We start from the raw sequence: 21,463 nt of genomic DNA, 5'->3' as shown, positions 1-21,463 counted from the left end.
AAAATAGCGTCAATATAATTAAACCGTTAAGCTATTTAACAAATGAACTATTTATACTACTTTTGTTACTTCTTAACGATTAAAAACACTCTATGAATTCATATGATGTAGCCATTATTGGCTCTGGTCCTGGTGGTTATGTAGCCGCCATTCGTTGTGCCCAATTGGGTATGAAAACTGCCATTATTGAAAAATATAACACCCTTGGCGGTACCTGCTTAAATGTGGGGTGTATACCCTCAAAGGCGTTGTTAGATTCTTCGCATCATTATGAAGATGCCGTTAAACATTTTGAAGAACATGGCATTGACATTTCAGGCGACATAAAAGTGAATTTGAAGCAGATGATTGCTCGTAAGCAAGCTGTGGTTGATCAAACTACTGGTGGTGTTCAATTTTTAATGGATAAGAACAAAATAGATGTATATGTTGGAGTTGGTAGTTTTAAAGATGCTACGCATATTGCTATTGATGGAGAAAAAAAGGAAGAAATTGAAGCGAAACATATCATAATTGCAACAGGTAGCAAACCATCTTCATTGCCATTTATTGAGATTGATAAAGAACGCATCATAACTTCTACCGAAGCTTTAAAATTAAAAGAAATACCAAAGCACTTATTGGTGATTGGTGGTGGTGTAATAGGTTTAGAATTAGGGCAAGTTTACAGGCGATTAGGGTCAGAAGTAAGCATAATAGAGTATATGGATCGCATCATCCCTAGTATGGATGGGGCACTTGCAAAAGAACTGACCAAAGTATTTAAAAAAGCAAAATTCAAAGTCAATACTTCACACCAAGTGAAATCTGTAGAAAGAAAAGGTGATGAAGTCATTGTAAAAGCCAATAATAAAAAAGGGGAAGAAGTAGAATTTAAGGGTGATTATTGTTTGGTATCTGTTGGGCGTAGGTCTTATACAGATGGTTTAAACGTTGAAGCGGCAGGTATAAAATTAGATGAAAGGGGTCGCGTTGAAGTGAACGATCATTTGCGAACCAACATTCCTAATATTTATGCCATTGGTGATGTTGTAAAAGGTGCAATGCTAGCACATAAGGCTTCAGAAGAAGGCACTTTAGTAGCCGAAATCATTGCCGGTCAAAAACCCCACATTGATTACAATCTAATTCCTGGAGTGGTATATACATGGCCAGAAGTTGCTGCTGTCGGTAAAACCGAAGAAGAATTAAAAGAGGCTGGTATAGCCTATAAATCTGGGCAATTCCCTATGCGTGCCTTAGGTCGTAGTCGTGCCAGTATGGATTTAGATGGTTTCATTAAGATTTTGGCTGATAAAAGCACAGACGAAATCTTAGGCGTTCATATGATTGGTGCTCGTGCAGCAGATTTAATTGCAGAAGCTGTTGTTGCTATGGAATATAGAGCTTCTGCAGAAGATATTGCACGTATGAGCCATGCGCACCCTACATTTGCTGAAGCTATTAAAGAAGCAGCATTGGCAGCAACAGATAATAGACCTTTACATGTATAATAAGTTTAGGCTCATAGCAGTTTTTAGTTTACTGATTTCCTACATTGGATTCTCGCAATCCGATTTTGAAACGTCAAAACAGGAAATTACTAATATGATGACGCAACAAGCCAAAGATTGGAACGAAGGTAATATAGAAGCTTTTATGAAAGGCTATATAAAGTCAGATAGTCTTATGTTTATAGGCAGCAAAGGACTAACCTATGGCTGGCAACAAACACTAGAAAATTATAAAAAAGGGTATCCTACCAAAGATCATACGGGTGCTCTTACTTTTGATTTATTGGAGTTTAAACAACTGAATAAAAATATAGTTTTTGTAGTAGGTAAATTCTATTTAAAAAGAAAAGTGGGAGATGCAAGCGGTCATTTTTCACTTATTCTAAAAAAGATAAATGGTGAATGGAAGATCATTGCCGACCATTCTTCTTAGAAAATCTTAATCTTTTGTTATAAACAAAAAGGCGCACTTAATAGTGTGCCTTTTTTAATTAGCTTTGCGAAACTTCAATTAAATTAAACTCTTATGAAGAAAATCTTAATTATATCGGCAATTTCTTTGCTGATTTTTTCATGTAAAACCGATTCAAAACCTGAACCTCAAATGGCATTAAGCTATCCTGAAACGAAAAAAGTTGACACTGTAGATACTTATTTTGAAACAGAAATTCAAGATCCATATCGCTGGCTTGAAGATGATATGTCTAATGAAACAGGAGAATGGGTAAAAGAACAAAATAAAGTTACTTTTGATTACTTAGATCAAATACCCTACCGTGATCAATTAAAAGAACGCCTAGAAAAACTTTGGAATTACGAAAAATTCTCGGCACCATTTAAAGAAGGTGATTACACTTACTTTTATAAGAATGACGGGCTTCAAAATCAATATGTGGTATACCGTCAAAAAGGAGATGAAGAGCCTGAAATTTTCTTAGATCCAAATACGTTTTCAGAAGATGGTACAACCTCATTAGGAAGTTTAACTTTTTCTAAAGATGGTAGTATAGCAGCATATTCTATTTCTGAAGGTGGTTCAGACTGGCGCAAGGTCATAGTGATGGATGTAATCTCAAAAGAAATTAAAGAAGACACCATAAAAGATGTAAAATTTAGTGGTATTTCTTGGAAAGGAAATGATGGGTTTTATTACTCAAGCTATGATAAACCGAAGGGAAGTGAATTATCAGCCAAAACAGATCAGCATAAATTGTATTACCACAAACTAGGCACCAAACAAAAAGATGATAAGCTTATTTTTGGTGGAACCCCGGAGCAAAAAAGAAGGTATGTTTTTGGAGGAGTAACTGAAGATGATCGTTATTTGATTATTTCAGGAGCAAAGTCTACTTCAGGCAATGACTTATTTATCAAAGATCTCACTAAGCCAAATGCAGCATTAGTAACTGTATTGGATAATTTTGATAGTGATACTAACATCATTGACAACGTGGGTAGTAAATTATACATGGTTACCAATTTAAATGCTCCAAATAAGAAAATAGTAACTGTTGATGCCTCAAATCCTACTCCTGAAAATTGGAAGGATTTCATTACAGAAACCAAGAATGTACTGAGCCCGAGTACCGGAAGTGGTTATTTCTTTGCAGAATATATGGTTGATGCCATTTCTAAAGTAAAGCAATATGATTATGACGGAAAACTAATAAGAGAAATAGAATTGCCTGGTGTTGGCAGTGTGGGTGGTTTTAATGGCAAGAAAGAAGATAGAGAATTGTATTTTGGATTTACCAATTATACCAATCCGTATACCATATACAAATTTGACCCTAAAACGGCTAATTATGAAGTTTATAAAAAACCATCCATAGGTTTTGACAGTGATCAATTTGAATCTAAGCAGGTATTTTATATGTCTAAAGACAGTACTAAAGTACCTATGATCATTACGCATAAAAAAGGGCTAGAATTGAATGGAAAAAATCCTACTATTTTATATGGATATGGTGGATTTAATATTAGTTTGACTCCAAACTTTAGTATTGCAAATGCAGTATGGATGGAACAAGGAGGCATTTATGCGGTTCCTAACTTAAGAGGTGGAGGTGAATATGGAAAAGCATGGCATAAAGCAGGTACACAATTACAAAAGCAAAATGTATTTGATGATTTTATTGCTGCTGCGGAATATCTTATTGAGAACAAATATACTTCGCCTGAATATTTAGCTATTCGTGGTGGGTCTAATGGAGGTTTGTTAGTAGGCGCTACCATGACACAGCGTCCAGAGTTAATGAAGGTAGCTTTACCAGCGGTTGGTGTTCTAGACATGCTTCGCTATCATACCTTTACAGCTGGTGCCGGATGGGCTTATGACTATGGAACCGCTGAACAGAGTAAAGAAATGTTTGAGTACTTAAAAGGCTATTCACCAGTGCACAATGTAAAGGAGGGAGTTCAATATCCCGCAACACTAGTTACCACAGGAGATCATGACGATAGAGTTGTACCTGCACATAGTTTTAAATTTGCCGCTGAATTGCAGGACAAACAGTCAGGAGATAATCCTACGTTAATTAGAATAGAAACAAATGCTGGGCATGGTGCCGGTACCCCCGTAAGTAAAACCATTGAACAATATGCTGATATTTTTGGGTTTACTTTGTACAACATGGGCATAAAAGAATTAACGTCTCAATACAAAGATTAATTTATATCAAGTAAAATAAGCGTCATTGCAATTCGTTAAAACGAAGGGGTAATTTGCTAACAAAGCTGATTACCTCTAATAGCTCCCGAAAATTGGATACTATTCTTGCAATGACGCATTTTTTATGTTAGAAATCAAGAACATATCATTTGCCTACCACAGGCAAAAAGTAATTAATGACCTTTCTTTTCATGTTGAAAAAGGAGAATGTTTAGGCATAGCAGGTGAAAGCGGATCTGGAAAAAGTACTTTGTTAAAATTATTGTATGGTAAATATGATTTGCATAGAGGTGCCATTTATTGGCACGGTGAACAAATCTTAGGGCCTAAGTATAATTTAATTGCTGGGCCCGATTTCATGAAATACGTGACTCAAGAATTTGACTTAATGCCTTATACCACCGTAGAGAAAAATATTGGTGAGTTTCTATCAAATTTGTACCCTGAAAAGAAACAGCAACGCATTGATGAACTTATTGAAGTTGTTGAACTTGAAGAATTTGCCCAAACTAAAGTGAAGTATTTAAGCGGTGGTCAAAAACAACGTGTGGCACTAGCCAGAGCATTAGCAAAAGAGCCAGAAATATTACTACTAGATGAGCCTTTTAGTCACATTGATAATCTAAAAAAGCAATCATTGCGTCGTAGCTTATTTGGGTATCTAAAGCAGAATGAAATTACAAGCATTATTGCAACTCATGATAAGGATGATGTCATTTCTTTTGCTGACAATTTATTATTTCTATACGAAGGAAAAACCATTGCTTATGGAACCCCAGAAGTATTATATCATAACCCTCAAAACAGGCTAGTAGCTTCTTTTTTTGATGAATTTAATGAGTTTATTATTTCACAATTTTCTAAAAGCACAAAATTTGGGACTTTCATTGTGTATCCGCACCAAATAAAAATTGTAGAAAAATCTAATTATCAAGCTATAGTAAAACGATCCTATTTTAGAGGTAATCATTACTTAATAAAATGTCATTATAAGGATACCAAATTATACATTAAGCACTCCATCTTTTTGGAGAATGGAACTGAAGTTTACTTTGCAATTGATGAAGATATTTTAAAAAAGTTAAATAAGAATTAACTACAAAACCTTGATTAAAGTCAATAACTAATAAGAAAATTTACGTCAGTACGAGTAGTTTTCAAAAGAAAATTGTATCAAAGACAAGTAAATTTTCGTTTTTCAAAACTTCTCGATACTATTTGCCTTTTACAGATCACTCGAAGTGACGTTATTATATCTTCTAAAAGATAATATTTATTAATAAATTTTTTTTATAGTGATAAGTTTCTGGAATATGATTGTTTCTCCAGCTCTTTTACCAATAAGTAATTTCCCTATAGGCGAATTAGCTGAAACAGCGTAAAAAAAATCATTGTCAATTTTGATCTCACCAGCACTTATTGATAAAAAGTAGGCAACAGTGTCAGTCAAAACCAAACTACCAAGCTTTACAACTTCCGATGTTGTAGATATATCCAATTTACCTAAAACAGCTTTCATAGCATATACAACTTCTAATTGTTGGCTCGCTTTTTCCATTTCTAGCTGTAGCATTGCTCTCCCAGTTTCATGTTTATCGCCAGCACTGCTTTTAGTTTCAGAATTTAGTGCTTCCTTATGAGATTTTATTGTTTTAAGAACAGTTGTTTCTTTGTTTTTTATAAAATCAAGACATGCATTGTATAACTGATCTTTAATAGAATTCATTAATTCCTATCTTTTAAAAATAGAAGTATATATCTTCTTGACAAGCGCATTTCCTAACGGGAAGTATAGAGCAAAAAACAAGGCCATTCCCAAGCTAAAATTTCTGATATTAAAGACTTGATCAAGTAGATTATCTGGGTAGGCGTAGGATGTTTGCAGCGCATAGCCTCCAAATTCTAACAACCCCATCGCTATTAAACCATAAGCATACTGCATATGAAATGGCAGTCCTCGAAGTAGCAACGATACTGGAACCATATACAATACATACACTGTAATCACTTGCCACCAATAGGTAAACCTAGCAATTTCAACAGAAGCTCCAAATTTATCCATTAATAAACCCCAACAGAAATATACTACTGCATACGTAATAATAAGCTTATTATCAACATTCAGTTTATGCTTAACATAACTAATAAATTCTTTCATTCGTTTTTAATTTAAAATAGCATAAGCACCAAACCTTCCATGATGCGAAAGTGAAAACTTGCATTGCATTTTTTTATTATGATAATATACCTTTGGGATTCCTAAGCCACATTTCAAAATGTTCAATGATTCAGGTTTAAGGTTCTCAATTTTAGAAATACCAGCCTTGAGCTCTGCATAAACCGCAATACTCTGATTATCACTTATCTCAAAAATATGTGATGAATATGTTGAATAAATATCATTGATGACTGCTGTAGTATGGATGTGAGTAGTATTTATGATTGACTCTGTTTTAAACGTGGAACCTTCTATTCTAACGGTTCCTTTGCCTTCTGAAATCAACTCACATTCCGATTTTTTAGGGTTAAAAAATCGTTTTTTAGATTTCTGTGTATATCCCTTATAAGCACTTTCTTTCATACTCCACAATAACCAAACAGTTAAAAAGGGTTCTGAACTATTCCAAATAAAAGCTATTTCCTTTTTAGTAAACACTTTAGTTAAAAATCCCTTTCGTTGCCAATGACTCTGTATACCTGCAAGGTTTAGATCTATAATATCATTTCCTATCATTCCTTTCAAAAAGAGTTACTTTTTATTCAGTTTCTCAGTAATGACTTCTATAGCAGTCTTAACAGAGAGCATTTTTTCCATAGCTTCATTATCTATTTCAATATCAAACTCATCCTCTACATCTAGCACTACATCTACCAAATTAGCCGAATTGATTTTCAAATCATTGATGAAGTCAGTTTCTTCTGATAGTTCATTAAAAGCATCTTCATTTTGCACATAGGGTTTTACAATTGTTTTTAAGGACGAAATAAGTTCTTCTTTAGTCATCTATTATTTATATTTTTTAAAAAGGATACAAGCATTGACATCACCAAAACCAAAACTCGCTTTTGCAACAATATTAATTTCTTGATCTATTTTCTTTTGAGGGATTTTACTTTTATCTATTAAGCCTATTATTTCAGGATGTAAGTCTTCACAGTTAATAGTCGGTGCAACAAAACTTTCCTTAATTTGCAATACAGCAGCTACACTTTCTATCGATCCAGCAGCAGCAAGACAATGTCCAATTGTAGATTTTACTGATTGAATATATGGAAAATCTTGATTTTTTAATTGCAGAGCTTCGGTCCAATTCTTTATTTCTACTGGATCTTTAATAGTTGCTGTTAAATGTCCATTTATCAAATCTATATTCTCAGGCTTCGTTTCAGAATTCTCCAAGGCTCTTTTGATACACTCTTGAACAGCTACGGAATTGGGAGCTGTCATGGTTCCTCCATTCCGTTGCCCTCCTGAATTTACGGCACCTCCTAAAACCTCGGCATAAATAACGGCATTTCTAGCTAAAGCGCTCTCTAAAGATTCTAATACCAAAGCACCTGCCCCACTACCGGGCACAAAACCAGAAGCAGTTTCGCTCATTGGCCTTGAAGCTTGTTCTGGCATTTCATTATGCTTATAAGTCATTACCCGCATAGCATCAAAACCTCCCCATAAATAAGGACCATGATCACTACAACTACCCACAAGCATTCGTTTTGCCTGACCTGATTTAATGCGTTCATAACCCATTAAAATGGCTTCCGTTCCGGTGGCACATGCGGAAGAATTTGTAGTAACCTGATTACCGAGACCTAACATTCCTCCTAGATAGGCGCTTATGCCGCTTGCCATAGTCTGTGCAACCACAGTGCTACCTAAGCGTTTCACTTTTTTATCATCAAGCTTGTAAATGGCTTCTCTAAACTTTTCTACACCTGAAGTGCCCGTTCCAAAAATGGTACCGGAATCAAAATCAACAGAATCAGTATCAACATGCAACTCAGCATCTTTCCAAGCGTCTATTCCTGCAATACAGCCATATAGAATACCCGAGCTATTAAAACTCTTTAGCTGTAGCTCAGTAAAATATTGACGTTTTAAATATTCGCTAACCTCTGGAATTCCCCCTACACAACAGGAGAAATTTAAATCTTTGAGTTCTTGATAAAACTGAACACCCGATTTACCCATTTTGAGTGCATATGTAAATGCATCGATTCCAACTGCATTAGGGGCTACCACACCAAGTCCTGTTATGACAACTCTTTTATTCATTTAAGCATTCCGGAGATTAATCCTTTACACACTAATTCTCCCTTTTGATTCAATAATTTCACTTCACATTTCAACTTATTAAATCTAAAATATACTTTTTTTGATATAGCTGTTACTTGCTCTCCTGGATGTACCGGCAAGTAAAAATCTACTTGATTGGACGTCAAAGCAATTTTTGGTTTATCGGTATTATTAAGTTCATTTTGTAATAAATAAATTCCTAAACACACTACACCTATTTGCGCCATAATCTCCGTTAGAATAACACCCGGTGTTACAGGATATTCTTTAAAATGACCTTGATAGAAAAATTCATCCTCTTTCAATTTATATATCCCCTTGACACCATTTTCCGTAACTTCTAATAGTTCATCCAAAAAGAGAAAAGGCTTTGTATATGGTAATAAGGTCAAAATTTCTTTGAAAGTCATACTTATTGTATATGTTCTCCCCCATCAACAGGAATTATGGTACCATTAATCCAAGCTGCCTCATCTTTACTCAACAGGTATACAACATCAGCTACATCCTCTGGGGTTGTAAGTCGTTGATAAGGGTTTCTCATTATAGAATGTTCTTTTAACTTTTCAGCACCGGGAATTGCCCTTAATGAAGCTGTATCTGTTACTCCTGCTTGTATACAATTAGACTTGATACCAAAAGGTGCAAATTCTAAGGCTATATTTCTTGAAATCGCCTCAAGTGTAACTTTTGCAGCAGAAACAGCAGCATAATGTCGCCAAGCTTTCCTATTCCCTTCGCTTGTAAAACTAATTATGCGGGCATCCTCTGCAAATAATTTATGTTTATGTAATTCTTTAGTCCAATCATACAAACTAATTGCCATGGCATCAATCGTTAAATGAAAGTCATCATTTTTTAAATTTGGTTTTCCATCCGATACCATCGGTTTTAAATTGCCTTTAGCCACACTATGCACCAAGGTTCTTATTTTTCCTTGCCCTACTTCCTCCTGCAATCTTTGAATAATATCTATTCTTTTACTTTCATTAAAAGCGTCTTCATTAAAAGTAATCAAGGAAACATTTTCATTTCTAATCATTTGAAATTCTTCCTCAATTTTCTGAAGCTCTGATCTCCTGTTTCTGTGCACAATACAAATATTCATACCATGCTGCGCTAATTTTTTAGCACTAGCCAAACCTAAGCCACTTGAACCTCCTAAAACAACAGTCCAATAATTCTTATGTTCAAATTCTTTTACCATTCTAATAATACTCTTTGTGCTGAAAATCCAGGGCCAAAACTGAGCATGAGTCCCTTTTCTCCTTTAGATGGCTGCCTGTCTAAAAAACGTTCTAATACGTATAATACGGTTACACTTGACATATTACCATACAATTTTAATACTTCTTTCGTATCGTTTATATTCTTTCCTAAATATCCGAATAAATCCTCAACTGTCTGTACTATTTTCTTTCCACCCGGGTGAAAAATCAAATGATCAATTTCTTCTATTGACAAATTATTCTTTTGCAAAAAAGGATGAATAATTTCAGGGAAATGTTTTGCTATAGTTTCTGGTACTTTTTGATCTAAGATCATTTGCAAGCCCGTATTTACCAATTTAAAACCCATCATAGATTCTGCATCGTAAAAATGGTACATAGCCTCATCTACTATTTCTGGACCGATATCATCACCGTATGAAGACAGTATCACACTTGCAGCACCATCGCCAAAAATGGCAGCACTCACAATATTAACCATTGAAAAATCTTCTAATTGGAATGTTGCTGTTGGCGACTCTACAGCAATTACTACAGCTCTTTTATTTGGATTTGCCTTTAAAAAATTCTTAGCATATATAATTCCGGAGACCCCGGCTGCACAACCCATTTCCGTTACCGGAAGTCTCACAATATCCTGCCTCATTTGCAACCTATTAATTAAATAAGCATCTAAAGAAGGAATCATAATACCTGTGCAGCTTACAGTAATAATGAAATCAATATCGGTAGGCTTCAACTTCGCTTTTTCAAGTGATTTTTTTAAGGCTTGTTCAGCAAGCTGGATACTTTCCTTAACGTAAATATCATTTTTCTCTTCAAAAGAAGTATTATGAAACACTTCTTCTGCATCCATAATAGAATAACGTCTATCTACATTGGCATTTTCAAAGATCTTTAGGACCTTACGCTGAAATCGTTCTTCCTGCCCAGACAACCATTTCTTCAAATAGGGTACTATTTCTTTAGTAGTTCTTGTATATTGAGGTAGCTGCTTGGCTACAGTTGTAATTTTTACTGCCATTTATTTTTTAAAAATCCATTGATAACGAAAGGCCCACTTCCATGTTAATGAGCCTTTTAATTTTGTTTTTTGAGCAATCTGATCTAAATCTTCTTTTTTAAATCCTCTCAGTATAGATGCCAAACCGTCATGTGTTACCATAGGATTTTGAATAACTGCACTCACTAATTTAAAAAGATAGTATGCAACTTTATGACGATGCAAATCATTGAAAACCAATCCTAATTTACTTTTATGATACGTAGATTTTAATAAGGCTACGATTTCTTCTTCTTTAAAATGATGGAAAAATAAAGTGGCTACTACAATATCATATGATAGCTTTTCGAAACCTTCAGAAAAAACATCCTGATAGACATATTTAATTTCGGGAAAAGCAACAGACTTTTTTTTGGCATAATTAATCGTAAATTTATTAGCATCGACCCCAATTAGCTCAAACTTCAACCCCCTTTTTGTTCCATACTTTGATAACATTCGTAGCATATCACCTTCCCCGCAACCTAAATCAACAATAGTAATTGTTCTTTCTTTCGGGTAGTCTTTAATAAGTTCTTTTACACCATTTAAAGTTACTTTATTTCCACCCAACCATTTATTTATCAATGCTATCTGGTCTAAAGTTTTATATAAAGATGGACCTTCAAAAGAAAAATCATCCATGATCTCAGTAACATCACTTCTATATGTTGTATCTACTAATATACTCATGTTGTTACTGGCATTGTACCATGTGTTCTACTTATAATTTTTGGCAATAACGCAGGAAAGCTTTGTAAACTCATTAACATAATATCTGAAAAATAATTCATCTTAAATAATCTTGCCAATAAATGCCCAGTATTCAATCTTGAATTGAACTCTTTTTTCCAAGCTTTCGTATAGTTTCTCTCCAACTCATACCTATCCACAATTTTCCCGTTAAAGTAATCTATTATTAACTCTGAAGCTATTTGAGCCGATCGAATTGCCATACCCATGCCGTTACCACATAAGGGATGTATCATTCCGGCTGTATCACCACACATTATGATATGGTTTTCAATTGGCTTTTTCGTTGCAAATGATACCTGACTTATGGTCAAAGGTTTTTCAAAAACTGAAGCTGTATTCTCGAACACTTTTTTCAAAAAATGATTCTCAAAAAATACTTGCTTCTGAAAATCATCAATACTTTTGAATTTCTTAAAGGAATTATAACTAGCTAAATAACATATATTAATGATATCATTCTCCACCTTTGATACACCACAGTAACCCCCATTAAAATTATGTAATCCTACCAAATGATCAGGGAATTCACCTTCTGCATGAAATTTAACCGCTAAATAAGGAGATGTCCTTTTTATAAAAGGTCTATTCAGCTTCACATCTAAATTAGATCTTTTGCCAAAAGCACCAATAACTAACTTTGATCTGAATATATTATTTTCTTTTGTAGAAACTACAAATGAATCTTTTTTAAAAACCACATTAGTCGCACTATCATTTATAACCTCAACACCATTAGTTTTTGCTCTTTTTAATAACTCAGAATCCAAAGTAAAACGACTTAACCCAAAACCACCCAAAGGCAAATCAGTTTCTAAAACTTTGTTGTTCTTATTACTCAACATTAATGTATTGATAGAATGCGCCCCAAATTGAAAAGGATCAAATGAAAGTGAATTGAGATAAGGTAGCACTTCATTTGATATATATTCTCCGCAAACCTTATGCCTAGGGTAAGCATGTTTTTCTACAAGTACAACCTCTAGTCCATTATTTGAAAGGTGAATTGCAGAGATCAATCCTGCTAAACCTCCGCCAATTATGACAACATCTATTTCAGTGTTATATACCAACTATTTAGTGAATGTATGTATTACTTGAATTTTAACAGTGTCTGACATCACCCAACTTTTATCACCTACACCGTAGTCTCTTCTATTTAGATTAAAATTAGCCTTTAAGGTTACAGAAGAAGTATTTTCTATAACTATTATTGGGATAGAGACTTTTTTGGTCACATCTTTAATCGTTAAATCAGCTTTCAACAAATACCCATTAGTAGTAGATTTCTCAATCTTGGTAGATTTTAATTTAATTTGTTTAAACTTAGGTTCATCAAAATAATCGTCTTCAAGTAAGTGCTTATCTCTTTTCTTATTCTTAGTGCTGATTGATTTTACCTGAATAACTCCGTTTATGAAGCTATTTGCAGGGTCGTTTTTGTTAAAATTACTTTGAATAGACACATCACTAAAACTACCTTTCACTTTAAAACCCATATTTTTGATAGTAAAAGTAACTTTAGAATTTTGAGCAACAAGCTGACTTTCAACCGATAAAACCAATACAAAAATTAAAAAGTAGGATATTTTTTTTCTCATTACATTCATTATTTTAATTATTAGACATGATTTCTGCCAACTCCTTACCTATACTACTGCCAATAGCCACGCCCATACCACCTAATCGTACTCCGCAAAACACATTTTCATCCAGTTGCTTAACAATGGCCTTTTTCTGATTTCCCACACCCATAATACCACTCCATGCATGATCAATTTCAAATTTAGTATTTGGTAAAATGATAGTTTTTAAAAGTTCTTCCAACTTATTTTGTACTAGCTCAGTTTGACCAAATTTCATTGTTTCTTCAGTTTTGAAATCTAAATTTCTACCACCACCTAGTAAAATTCTATTATCAATATTTCTAAAATAATAATAACCTTTATCTAAGTGAAAACTTCCTTTAATATGTAAGTTTTTGAAAGGCTTGGTAATTAATACCTGCGCCCTTGCAGGTTTTACATCTTCTTTCAATAACTGATTTGCAAAACCATTGGTTGCGATGAAAAGTTTTCGCGTTTTAAATTCTATGTAATCTGTTTTAACTTCAACACTATCTTTCAAATTTGTAAAATCCTCTACTTCAATAGTGTTTAATATTTTTATGCCAGATGATAGCGCTTTATAAAGTAAAGCCTCCATCATTTTACCCGTATCTAACTGTCCTTCAAATCGGTTATAACTAATTTTGTCTTCTACGCGTTTAAAATCGAAATGGTTCTCTTTAAACGAGAAAACATCTTTTTCAAAAATGGGTTTTAGCAATTCATTAATCCTCTTTTCATTTCCTACACATTCTTCTAAAAGTGCTCTATCAGTAAACAACTCATATCCCCCATATTTCTGAAAATCAATTGCCTTATCACTCAGGTTCTTTCTTAGCAATTGCAAGCCTTTCCAACGTTTTTCAACGAGTTCAATAACCTCATCTTCCGAATGATCCTTAAGATCATCAATGATTTCAGATAAACTCCCAAAACAAGTAAAACCAGCATTTTTAGTACTTGCTCCTTGTGGGAGTATTCCTTTTTCAAGGATTAATATTTTAGCTTTAGGAAAATGCTCTCCCAAATAAAGCGCACAATTCAGACCTACAATACCACTACCTACTATGGTAAAATCTACATTTGAAAACCAGGATTTAAGCTCCCAATAACTGAAATTCATGTTTTAAATATACATGAATTTTTAGCCTTAAAAATGTTACTTTAGACGAAATTTTGATAGAAATGGATAAAAAAAGATGTTCTTGGTGTGGTACTGATCCTTTATATATGGAATACCATGATAAAGAATGGGGTAAACCTGTTTATGATGATGAAACATTATTTGAGTTTTTAATTTTGGAAACCTTTCAAGCTGGGTTAAGTTGGATTACCATTTTAAGAAAGCGAGAAAATTTTAGAAAGGCGTTTGACAATTTTGACTATAAAAAAATTGCAAAGTATGGTGAATCAAAATACGATTCATTATTACAAGATGCAGGCATTATCAGAAATAAACTTAAAATAAAAGCGACAATCTCTAACGCGCAAATTTTTATGAAAACTCAAGAAGAGTTTGGTTCTTTTTCAAAATACATTTGGGGGTTTATCGATGGAAAACCGATAAAAAACTCTTTTAAAACGATGAAAGAAGTACCGGCGACTACGGAGTTATCAGATACTATTTCCAAAGACATGAAAAAACGCGGGTTCAAGTTTGTAGGTTCTACCGTTATTTATGCACATATGCAAGCCACCGGTATGGTGAATGACCATACCACAGATTGTTTTAGATACAATGAGGTATAAAAAAAGCGAAACAAATGTTTCGCTTTTTCTTTTTTATCCTTTAACAGGGATATAAATTTCTGTTATCCAATCAGCCGGATTGGGAAACTCCATGGGATCATTAGCATATACTTCAAGAGCTGGATGACCATGAATTTCTTCTAAATTGTTCTCTTTGATATGTTTGTCTGCAGTTGTCCAAGCTTCAAATAAGTTTTCATAATTACCTGTTAACGTAGTTTTTAATGCTTTAAATGGTTTCAATTCCCCCGTTAAGATTCCACTATCGCTATCTGTAATTACCTTTTCAGTAACAGGCACTGCACAAGAGAAAATTACCGCGTTGTTTTCCTGATCCCATTTATGATATAGTGAGAAAGCAGGTCCGGCCATAGTAATTTTATTTTTTGCGGCATATGCCCCTACTTTAGGCATCATTTCAGCCATCTTAGCCGGCATTTCGTCTATTTTACATGAAGTTGTATTGTAAATATAATACCCTCCACTATGGGTTGTTACCCCATCAATTTTCACTGAATATTTTTTCATACTAGCAGTAAGTACACTATCCATTTTAAATAATCCTCTTTCATAATCTGGTCCTACCATTTTATCCATACCTCCTCCAAACGTAATAAAAGCTTTGTCAACAAATCCCATTTCGCCTTTCATACCCCAGGTTACTTCTGTAGCTGTACCATTTTCAACAGGTGAAAATGTCCAGTAAATATCAGATTCTGATTCAAAAGGTTTAACAAATTTAATCTTTTGATCAATTGACTCATTTGGTACAGATGCTAGTGTCTCCATACTCCCTTCTCCTAGTATTTCACCATTCCATCCATAAGTTCCTCCAACTCCTTTTGAAATATCTCCATAAGTGACGGTAGCTTGAGGCTCTTGTTCAAGCCATGGCGACCATTCTGGCCAGTTCTTATAATCATTGACATTGTTGAACACAATAGCAGCAGGTGCTTTGATTATTTTAGAGCGTTTTACATCATAATTACTATCAAGCGTAGCAACATAAATTGCCCCACCAATTACTACCACCAATAAAAGCAGTAGCAGATATTTTAGAATCTTCATAGTTCGTTAAGTTAGGTTATAATGACCACAAATATAAATAATTAAGTCAATTTTATTTACCTTTGAGCGACATAAAAATTAAACAAATGCACTTAAAACAATTCATTTATAGTATTCTGATTATAAGTCTATTATGGTCTTGTAAAGAAAAAGAACCGAAAGAAGAGATTTCTGAAAAAGAGCCTGAAAAATTTGAGTATTTAGTTGATCAGTTTGCTGATTTAAGAATTTTAAGATATCAGATTCCCGGTTTTGAGGAACTGTCCTTAAAAGAACAAAAGTTGGTATATTATCTTACCCAAGCAGGCTTAGCTGGTCGTGATATTATGTGGGATCAGAATTATCGTCATAACTTAAAAATTAGAAAAGCACTTGAAAATATTTACACCTCTTTTGAAGGTGATAAAAGTACTAATGATTGGAAAGCTTTTGAGACGTATTTAAAACGCGTATGGTTTTCAAATGGTATTCATCATCATTATTCTAATGATAAAATCAAACCTGCTTTTACCTCAGATTATTTTAAAACTTTGTTGGAAGCAACTAAAACCAGCTTAGATCGGGAAGCATTTAATGTTATTTTTAATGATAAAGACACTAAAAAAGTAAACCTTTCAAAGGATGCTGATATTGTTCTAGAATCAGCTATTAACTTCTACGGACCAGATGTAACTCAAGCAGATGTAGATGCTTACTATGGTGCTATTGAAGTAGACAAAAAAAGACCTATAGAAAAAGGGTTAAATACTAAATTAGTAAAAGAAAATGGCAAACTAGTTGAAAAAGTTTGGAAATCTCGTGGTATGTATGGCAATGCCATAGATAAAATAATCTACTGGCTCGAAAAGGCAAAAGATGTTGCTGAAAATGAAAAACAAGCCAAAGCCATAGACTTATTAATCAAGTATTATCAAACAGGTGATTTAAAAATTTGGGATGATTATGCTATCGCCTGGGTGGAATCTACTGACGGAAATATTGACTGGATCAATGGCTTTATTGAGGTATATAATGATCCTAAAGGTTATAAAGGTTCTTATGAAACCATCGTTGAAATCAAAGATTTTGATATGTCAAAGAAAATGGCTGTACTCTCAGAATATGCACAATGGTTTGAAGATAATGCACCCTTAGACCCTGCTCATAAAAAAGAGAATGTTGTAGGTGTTTCTTACAAAACTATAAACGTTGCTGGAGAAGCGGGTGATGCGTCACCAAGTACACCTATTGGTGTTAACTTACCCAATAATAATTGGATTCGCCAGGAACATGGTTCAAAGTCGGTTTCACTAGGAAATATTACTAGTGCCTATGGAAATGCCGGAGGTTCAGGACGTTTGAAAGAGTTTGCATATGACGAAGAAGAAATTGAATTAGAAGAAAAGTATGGAAAGTTAGCAGATAAATTGCATACTGCCTTACATGAAGTTGTTGGTCATGCATCAGGTAAAATTAATGAAGGCATAGGTACACCAAAAGAAACACTTAAAAGCTATGCTTCAACCTTAGAAGAAGGTAGGGCTGATTTAATTGGCTTGTATTATTTGATGGACCCTAAGTTGCAAGAACTTGGACTTGTTGAAGATTGGGAAGCGACAGGGAAAGCTGCTTACGATGGGTATATTAGAAATGGTTTGATGACCCAATTAGTACGTTTAGAACCTGGAGCAGACGTAGAAGAGGCGCACATGCGCAACAGACAATGGATTTCAGCTTGGGCATTTGAAAAAGGTCGGGAAGATGGTGTAATTGAAAAAATAACCAGAGATGGAAAAACGTATTTTAATGTTAAAGACTATGTCAAACTACGTGAATTATTTGGACAATTATTAAAAGAAACACAGCGTATAAAATCAGAGGGAGACTATGAGGCGGCAAAAACGTTAGTGGAGACATACGGTGTAAAAGTAGATCAAGATATTCATAAAGAGGTTTTAGAACGTAATAGTAAGTTCAAAGCTGCTCCTTATAGTGGTTTTGTGAATCCTGTTTTAGTTCCAGAAACTAATGATACAGGAGAAATTACTGTAATTAAAGTAGTTCAACCGACATCTTTTGAAGAACAAATGCTAGACTATTCAAAAAAGTATAGCAATTTACCGGAAGAAAATTAGACACTTTTTTAACAGAGAAATCGATCAAAAATCCGTTTCTTAAAAGGAGCGGATTTTTTTATTATAAGTTGATTATAAATTTGATAGCTTTGCTTTTATGAATATGACAGGTGTTGTAACCAAATCAACCGGAAGCTGGTACACGGTAAGAACAAAAGATGGAGTTTACATTCAGTGTAGAATTCGTGGAAAATTTAGGATTCAAGGAATCAAAAGTACTAATCCTGTGACGGTAGGTGATTTAGTTGATCTTGAATTAGAAAGTGATTCAAAGAATGGACTTATTACAAACATTCATGATCGTAAGAATTACATTATCCGAAAATCTGTTAACCTATCAAAGCAAACACATATTATTGCTGCTAATATTGATCAGGTATTTTTACTGGTGACCTTAAAAGAACCTGAAACTTTCACAAGCTTCATTGACCGTTTTCTAGCTACTGCAGAGGCTTATTCTATTCCTGCAATTCTTTTGTTTAACAAACTAGACATTTATAGCAAAGAGCTGGTAAAAGAGAAGCATAAACTACAAGAAATTTATCGAAATATAGGCTATGAATGCCTTGATGTTTCTGCCATTGATAACATAAATATTGGCAAACTTAAAAAAATTATGGAAGGCCGTGTGAATATGTTTTCAGGACATTCTGGTGTTGGCAAATCTACACTTATTAATAAAATTGCGCCTGATCTCAACCTGAAAACAGCTGAAATTTCTTCACAGCATAGGCAAGGTCAACACACCACCACGTTTGCTGAGATGTTTGAATTACCTTTTGGTGGATATATTATAGATACACCGGGTATTAAAGGATTCGGCGTAGTGGATTTTGAAAAAGATGAAGTTGGAGATTACTTCCCTGAGATTCTGGCTATTAAAAGTGAATGTAAATTCAACAATTGCTTGCATGTTAATGAGCCTAGCTGTGCTATATTAAATGCTGTAGAAAAGGAAGAAATTGCTTTTTCTAGATACAGAAGTTATCTTCAATTGCTAGAAGATGAAGATGAAAACTACAGAATAGATCATTACGCCTAAGTATGCGAGTTGTTATTCAGCGTGTGAGCAAAGCCTCTGTAAGCGTAGAGGGAAAAGAAATAAGTTCTATTGAAAAAGGATTACTTATTTTATTAGGAATTACAAATGATGATATGATGGACGATCTAGAATGGCTCTGTAAAAAAATTGTCAATCTGCGCATTTTTAATGACGAAAACAATGTTATGAATAAGTCAATTTTAGATATAGATGGTGAGGTTATTGTTGTGAGTCAATTTACGCTACACGCTTCTACAAAAAAAGGAAACAGACCTTCTTATATTAAAGCAGCAAAACCAGAAATTGCTATTCCGCTTTATGAAAAATTTATTCAAACATTAGAGAATAATTTGAACAAGAAAGTAGGTACAGGCATTTTTGGTGCGGATATGAAAGTTGCATTATTGAATGACGGGCCAGTAACAATTAGTATAGATTCGAAGAATAGAGAATAATTTCTATATTTGGTCTTTCGCTAAACTATCCTTCAGCTATGAAAAGTATAGGATTACTGCTTATTGTACTAATTTATAACGCCCAATCATTATATGCTCAAGACCTGAGCGTCCTAAGTATACCTGATAGCCTTACAAAAAACGCTAATTCTGTTATTCGTTTTGATGAAACTAATATTGACTTAGTTTCTCAGAGAAAAATGATAGTGAAAATTAAAAAGGCTATCACAGTATTAAATGAACTCGGGGATGATCAGTCAAAAATCACAGTTCATTACGATAAAAACAGAAAAGTAAAGTCATTAAAAATTTTTATTTATAATTCTCTAGGTGCTGAAGTACATAAGGTTTCTAAGAAAGATATTAAAGATTATGCAGCGGCAGATGGGATTTCTCTATTTAATGATGGTAGAATAAAGTATTATCGATATGTGCCAACTTCTTACCCATATACTATTAGCTATGAGTATGAGATTGAAACCCCTAATACGGCTTTTATAAATAGATGGTATCCTTTTGATTCTTATAACCAGAGCATACAAAAAAGCACTTATACTATAAGTTTTCCAGACGATATTGACTTGAAAAGTTCTGAGAAAAAATTTGAAGAATTTAACGTTGTTAAAAAATCAACAAACTCTAAAATTTCGTATAAAATTAATAATGCCCTAGCAATTAAATACGAAGTTTATTCACCATCTTATCTGGAAATTTTGCCTTATGCTATGCTCGCCTCCAATAAATTCCATTTAGAAGGTTATGATGGTGAAGCTGACAGCTGGAAAGAATTTGGTAAATGGATGTATGACAATCTCATCGCCAATAGAATGGAATTGCCAGAGAGTGCAAAAATGAACATCAAGAATTTAGTAAAAGGAATAGATGACCCTGTAAAAAAAGCAAAAATTGTCTATGACTTTGTGCAGAAAAAGACGAGGTATATAAGTGTACAAGTAGGTATTGGTGGTTGGATGCCAATGCTGGCAAGCGATGTAGATAAATTGAGTTATGGAGATTGTAAAGCGTTGACGAATTATACAAAAGCATTAATGGATGAAGTTGGTGTAGAATCCTATTATACTGCAGTTTATGGCGACAGAAATATTATAAACATAGAAAAAGATATTGTTTCCGTACAGGGAAATCATGCCTTTTTATATGTTCCTGCTAAAGAAAGAGATTATTGGCTAGAATGTACAAGTCAAACCGTACCTTTTGGATATCAAGGTACTTTTACAGATGATAGAGATGTATTGATAATAAAGCCTGAAGGCGGAGAAATAAAACATACTAATATTCAAAAAGATAATGAAAGTTTTCAAAACACATTTGCCAAATACAAAATAAATGATCAGGGTGATATTAAAGGTGAGGTGAAAATTAATTCTGCTGGTATTCAATATAACCAACATTATGATTTGGAAAACAAGCCTGAAAGAGAAGTAAAACAATATTACAAGAACGACTATTGGCCTTATCTAAATAATATTATTGTTAATGATTACAACTTTTCTAATGATAGAGATAGTATAATTTTTAAAGAAAGTGTAATCATACAAGCCCAAGACTATGCTACGTTTAGCGGAGACAGAATGCTATTTATTGCAAATACTTTTAATAGAGTTTCTAAAATTCCTAAAAGATATAGAAGCAGAAAACTACCTCTAAAAATTTCAAGAGGCTTTGTAGATAACGATGTATTTGAAATTACTTTACCAGAAGAGTACAAAATAGAGGCTTTACCAGAAGATATTACAATAGAAAATAAATTTGGAGCATATAAATTCTCAATAGAAAAGATTTCTGATAAAAAATTAAAATATTCAAGGGTGTTCTCTCTTAAAAAGGGATTTCACCCAAAAGAAGACTACAATGCGTATAGAAATTTTAGAAAAAAAATAGCAAAATACGACAAAACCAAAATAGTACTCATAAAAAAATAA

The 21,463-nt window shown here is 33.7% G+C and carries 22 protein-coding genes; 9 read left to right on the top strand and 13 right to left on the bottom strand.

Annotated elements, in window-relative coordinates; translation table 11 throughout:
• The first annotated feature begins 92 nt into the window (after window positions 1–92).
• From lpdA to AC1EU5_RS15065, 4 genes are all read left to right on the top strand, one after another.
• Window positions 93–1,493: a dihydrolipoyl dehydrogenase gene (gene lpdA / locus AC1EU5_RS15080; protein WP_480193247.1), complete on the top strand. Its 1,401-nt coding sequence runs from the start codon at window positions 93–95 to the stop codon at window positions 1,491–1,493.
• Window positions 1,486–1,926 (top strand): YybH family protein, encoded by a 441-nt coding sequence (locus AC1EU5_RS15075; protein ID WP_480193246.1) that lies wholly within the window; start codon window positions 1,486–1,488, stop codon window positions 1,924–1,926. Before lpdA ends, AC1EU5_RS15075 begins: the two co-directional genes overlap by 8 nt.
• Before the next feature lie 93 nt (window positions 1,927–2,019).
• The gene (locus AC1EU5_RS15070) at window positions 2,020–4,164 is read left to right on the top strand and encodes a prolyl oligopeptidase family serine peptidase (RefSeq protein ID WP_480193245.1); all 2,145 of its coding nucleotides are present in this window, start codon (window positions 2,020–2,022) and stop codon (window positions 4,162–4,164) included.
• Between the two features lie 124 nt (window positions 4,165–4,288).
• A complete protein-coding gene (locus AC1EU5_RS15065; RefSeq protein ID WP_480193244.1) occupies window positions 4,289–5,260 on the top strand; it encodes an ABC transporter ATP-binding protein in 972 nt (323 codons plus the stop codon).
• Window positions 5,261–5,440: 180 nt separating this feature from the next.
• On the opposite strand, the gene AC1EU5_RS15060 is transcribed toward AC1EU5_RS15065, so the two are convergent.
• Genes AC1EU5_RS15060 through AC1EU5_RS15005 form a run of 12 tightly spaced genes read right to left on the bottom strand, consistent with a single transcriptional unit; the run spans window position 5,441 to window position 14,215 of the window.
• A complete protein-coding gene (locus AC1EU5_RS15060; RefSeq protein WP_480193243.1) occupies window positions 5,441–5,890 on the bottom strand; it encodes a 3-oxoacyl-ACP synthase in 450 nt (149 codons plus the stop codon).
• Window positions 5,891–5,896: 6 nt separating this feature from the next.
• A complete protein-coding gene (locus tag AC1EU5_RS15055; RefSeq protein WP_480193242.1) occupies window positions 5,897–6,322 on the bottom strand; it encodes a hypothetical protein in 426 nt (141 codons plus the stop codon).
• 6 nt (window positions 6,323–6,328) lie between these two features.
• Complete coding sequence (locus tag AC1EU5_RS15050) at window positions 6,329–6,898, bottom strand: 4'-phosphopantetheinyl transferase family protein (protein WP_480193270.1); 570 nt, start codon at window positions 6,896–6,898, stop codon at window positions 6,329–6,331.
• Window positions 6,899–6,913: 15 nt separating this feature from the next.
• Window positions 6,914–7,168: an acyl carrier protein gene (locus tag AC1EU5_RS15045; RefSeq protein ID WP_480193241.1), complete on the bottom strand. Its 255-nt coding sequence runs from the start codon at window positions 7,166–7,168 to the stop codon at window positions 6,914–6,916.
• A gap of 3 nt (window positions 7,169–7,171) precedes the next feature.
• On the bottom strand, window positions 7,172–8,440 hold the full coding sequence (locus AC1EU5_RS15040; RefSeq protein WP_480193240.1) for a beta-ketoacyl-[acyl-carrier-protein] synthase family protein: 1,269 nt from the start codon (window positions 8,438–8,440) through the stop codon (window positions 7,172–7,174).
• Window positions 8,437–8,871 (bottom strand): 3-hydroxyacyl-ACP dehydratase FabZ family protein, encoded by a 435-nt coding sequence (locus tag AC1EU5_RS15035; protein ID WP_480193239.1) that lies wholly within the window; start codon window positions 8,869–8,871, stop codon window positions 8,437–8,439. Before AC1EU5_RS15035 ends, AC1EU5_RS15040 begins: the two co-directional genes overlap by 4 nt.
• 2 nt (window positions 8,872–8,873) lie before the next feature.
• Window positions 8,874–9,668, bottom strand: coding sequence for an enoyl-ACP reductase FabI (locus AC1EU5_RS15030; protein WP_480193238.1), 795 nt, complete (start codon window positions 9,666–9,668; stop codon window positions 8,874–8,876).
• Window positions 9,662–10,714, bottom strand: a complete 1,053-nt coding sequence (locus AC1EU5_RS15025; protein ID WP_480193237.1) for a type III polyketide synthase — start codon at window positions 10,712–10,714, stop codon at window positions 9,662–9,664. Before AC1EU5_RS15025 ends, AC1EU5_RS15030 begins: the two co-directional genes overlap by 7 nt.
• Window positions 10,715–11,425 carry a methyltransferase domain-containing protein gene (locus AC1EU5_RS15020; protein WP_480193236.1) on the bottom strand — a complete coding sequence of 237 codons (711 nt, stop codon included), beginning with the start codon at window positions 11,423–11,425 and terminating at the stop codon, window positions 10,715–10,717.
• The gene (locus tag AC1EU5_RS15015; RefSeq protein ID WP_480193235.1) at window positions 11,422–12,558 is read right to left on the bottom strand and encodes an NAD(P)/FAD-dependent oxidoreductase; all 1,137 of its coding nucleotides are present in this window, start codon (window positions 12,556–12,558) and stop codon (window positions 11,422–11,424) included. Before AC1EU5_RS15015 ends, AC1EU5_RS15020 begins: the two co-directional genes overlap by 4 nt.
• Window positions 12,559–13,086, bottom strand: coding sequence for a YceI family protein (locus AC1EU5_RS15010; protein WP_480193234.1), 528 nt, complete (start codon window positions 13,084–13,086; stop codon window positions 12,559–12,561).
• Window positions 13,087–13,099: 13 nt separating this feature from the next.
• Window positions 13,100–14,215 carry an NAD(P)/FAD-dependent oxidoreductase gene (locus tag AC1EU5_RS15005; RefSeq protein WP_480193233.1) on the bottom strand — a complete coding sequence of 372 codons (1,116 nt, stop codon included), beginning with the start codon at window positions 14,213–14,215 and terminating at the stop codon, window positions 13,100–13,102.
• A 62-nt stretch (window positions 14,216–14,277) separates the two neighbouring features.
• On the opposite strand from AC1EU5_RS15005, the gene AC1EU5_RS15000 reads away from it, so the two are divergent.
• Entirely contained in the window at window positions 14,278–14,841 is a 564-nt protein-coding gene (locus AC1EU5_RS15000) for a DNA-3-methyladenine glycosylase I (RefSeq protein WP_480193232.1), read from the top strand.
• A gap of 33 nt (window positions 14,842–14,874) precedes the next feature.
• Here the strand turns inward: AC1EU5_RS15000 and AC1EU5_RS14995 are convergent, their stop codons facing one another.
• The gene (locus AC1EU5_RS14995; RefSeq protein ID WP_480193231.1) at window positions 14,875–15,909 is read right to left on the bottom strand and encodes an SRPBCC family protein; all 1,035 of its coding nucleotides are present in this window, start codon (window positions 15,907–15,909) and stop codon (window positions 14,875–14,877) included.
• Window positions 15,910–15,995: 86 nt separating this feature from the next.
• Here AC1EU5_RS14995 and AC1EU5_RS14990 point away from each other — a divergent pair, with 86 nt between their 5' ends.
• The 4 genes from AC1EU5_RS14990 (at window position 15,996) to AC1EU5_RS14975 (ending at window position 21,463) form a co-directional block, all read left to right on the top strand.
• Window positions 15,996–18,023, top strand: coding sequence for a dipeptidyl-peptidase 3 family protein (locus tag AC1EU5_RS14990; RefSeq protein ID WP_480193230.1), 2,028 nt, complete (start codon window positions 15,996–15,998; stop codon window positions 18,021–18,023).
• A 103-nt stretch (window positions 18,024–18,126) separates the two neighbouring features.
• Entirely contained in the window at window positions 18,127–19,065 is a 939-nt protein-coding gene (rsgA, locus tag AC1EU5_RS14985) for a ribosome small subunit-dependent GTPase A (RefSeq protein ID WP_480193269.1), read from the top strand.
• Between the two features lie 2 nt (window positions 19,066–19,067).
• The gene (dtd, locus tag AC1EU5_RS14980) at window positions 19,068–19,520 is read left to right on the top strand and encodes a D-aminoacyl-tRNA deacylase (RefSeq protein WP_480193229.1); all 453 of its coding nucleotides are present in this window, start codon (window positions 19,068–19,070) and stop codon (window positions 19,518–19,520) included.
• 38 nt (window positions 19,521–19,558) lie between these two features.
• A complete protein-coding gene (locus tag AC1EU5_RS14975) occupies window positions 19,559–21,463 on the top strand; it encodes a DUF3857 domain-containing protein (protein WP_480193228.1) in 1,905 nt (634 codons plus the stop codon).

The sequence above is a fragment of the Maritimimonas sp. 2405UD52-3 genome (genome assembly GCF_056591715.1).
The sequence above is the reverse complement of the archived record's forward strand: the minus strand, read 5'-3'. Positions and strand labels throughout refer to the sequence as shown.

Excerpts from the sequence above, each read along its gene's own strand:
- lpdA (WP_480193247.1), top strand. The coding sequence starts at position 93 with ATGAATTCATATGATGTAGCCATTATTGGCTCTGGTCCTGGTGGTTAT.
- AC1EU5_RS15075 (WP_480193246.1), top strand. The coding sequence starts at position 1,486 with ATGTATAATAAGTTTAGGCTCATAGCAGTTTTTAGTTTACTGATTTCC.
- AC1EU5_RS15070 (WP_480193245.1), top strand. The coding sequence starts at position 2,020 with ATGAAGAAAATCTTAATTATATCGGCAATTTCTTTGCTGATTTTTTCA.
- AC1EU5_RS15065 (WP_480193244.1), top strand. The coding sequence starts at position 4,289 with ATGTTAGAAATCAAGAACATATCATTTGCCTACCACAGGCAAAAAGTA.
- AC1EU5_RS15060 (WP_480193243.1), bottom strand. The coding sequence starts at position 5,890 with ATGAATTCTATTAAAGATCAGTTATACAATGCATGTCTTGATTTTATA.
- AC1EU5_RS15055 (WP_480193242.1), bottom strand. The coding sequence starts at position 6,322 with ATGAAAGAATTTATTAGTTATGTTAAGCATAAACTGAATGTTGATAAT.
- AC1EU5_RS15050 (WP_480193270.1), bottom strand. The coding sequence starts at position 6,898 with ATGATAGGAAATGATATTATAGATCTAAACCTTGCAGGTATACAGAGT.
- AC1EU5_RS15045 (WP_480193241.1), bottom strand. The coding sequence starts at position 7,168 with ATGACTAAAGAAGAACTTATTTCGTCCTTAAAAACAATTGTAAAACCC.
- AC1EU5_RS15040 (WP_480193240.1), bottom strand. The coding sequence starts at position 8,440 with ATGAATAAAAGAGTTGTCATAACAGGACTTGGTGTGGTAGCCCCTAAT.
- AC1EU5_RS15035 (WP_480193239.1), bottom strand. The coding sequence starts at position 8,871 with ATGACTTTCAAAGAAATTTTGACCTTATTACCATATACAAAGCCTTTT.
- AC1EU5_RS15030 (WP_480193238.1), bottom strand. The coding sequence starts at position 9,668 with ATGGTAAAAGAATTTGAACATAAGAATTATTGGACTGTTGTTTTAGGA.
- AC1EU5_RS15025 (WP_480193237.1), bottom strand. The coding sequence starts at position 10,714 with ATGGCAGTAAAAATTACAACTGTAGCCAAGCAGCTACCTCAATATACA.
- AC1EU5_RS15020 (WP_480193236.1), bottom strand. The coding sequence starts at position 11,425 with ATGAGTATATTAGTAGATACAACATATAGAAGTGATGTTACTGAGATC.
- AC1EU5_RS15010 (WP_480193234.1), bottom strand. The coding sequence starts at position 13,086 with ATGAGAAAAAAAATATCCTACTTTTTAATTTTTGTATTGGTTTTATCG.
- AC1EU5_RS15005 (WP_480193233.1), bottom strand. The coding sequence starts at position 14,215 with ATGAATTTCAGTTATTGGGAGCTTAAATCCTGGTTTTCAAATGTAGAT.
- AC1EU5_RS15000 (WP_480193232.1), top strand. The coding sequence starts at position 14,278 with ATGGATAAAAAAAGATGTTCTTGGTGTGGTACTGATCCTTTATATATG.
- AC1EU5_RS14995 (WP_480193231.1), bottom strand. The coding sequence starts at position 15,909 with ATGAAGATTCTAAAATATCTGCTACTGCTTTTATTGGTGGTAGTAATT.
- AC1EU5_RS14990 (WP_480193230.1), top strand. The coding sequence starts at position 15,996 with ATGCACTTAAAACAATTCATTTATAGTATTCTGATTATAAGTCTATTA.
- rsgA (WP_480193269.1), top strand. The coding sequence starts at position 18,127 with ATGACAGGTGTTGTAACCAAATCAACCGGAAGCTGGTACACGGTAAGA.
- dtd (WP_480193229.1), top strand. The coding sequence starts at position 19,068 with ATGCGAGTTGTTATTCAGCGTGTGAGCAAAGCCTCTGTAAGCGTAGAG.
- AC1EU5_RS14975 (WP_480193228.1), top strand. The coding sequence starts at position 19,559 with ATGAAAAGTATAGGATTACTGCTTATTGTACTAATTTATAACGCCCAA.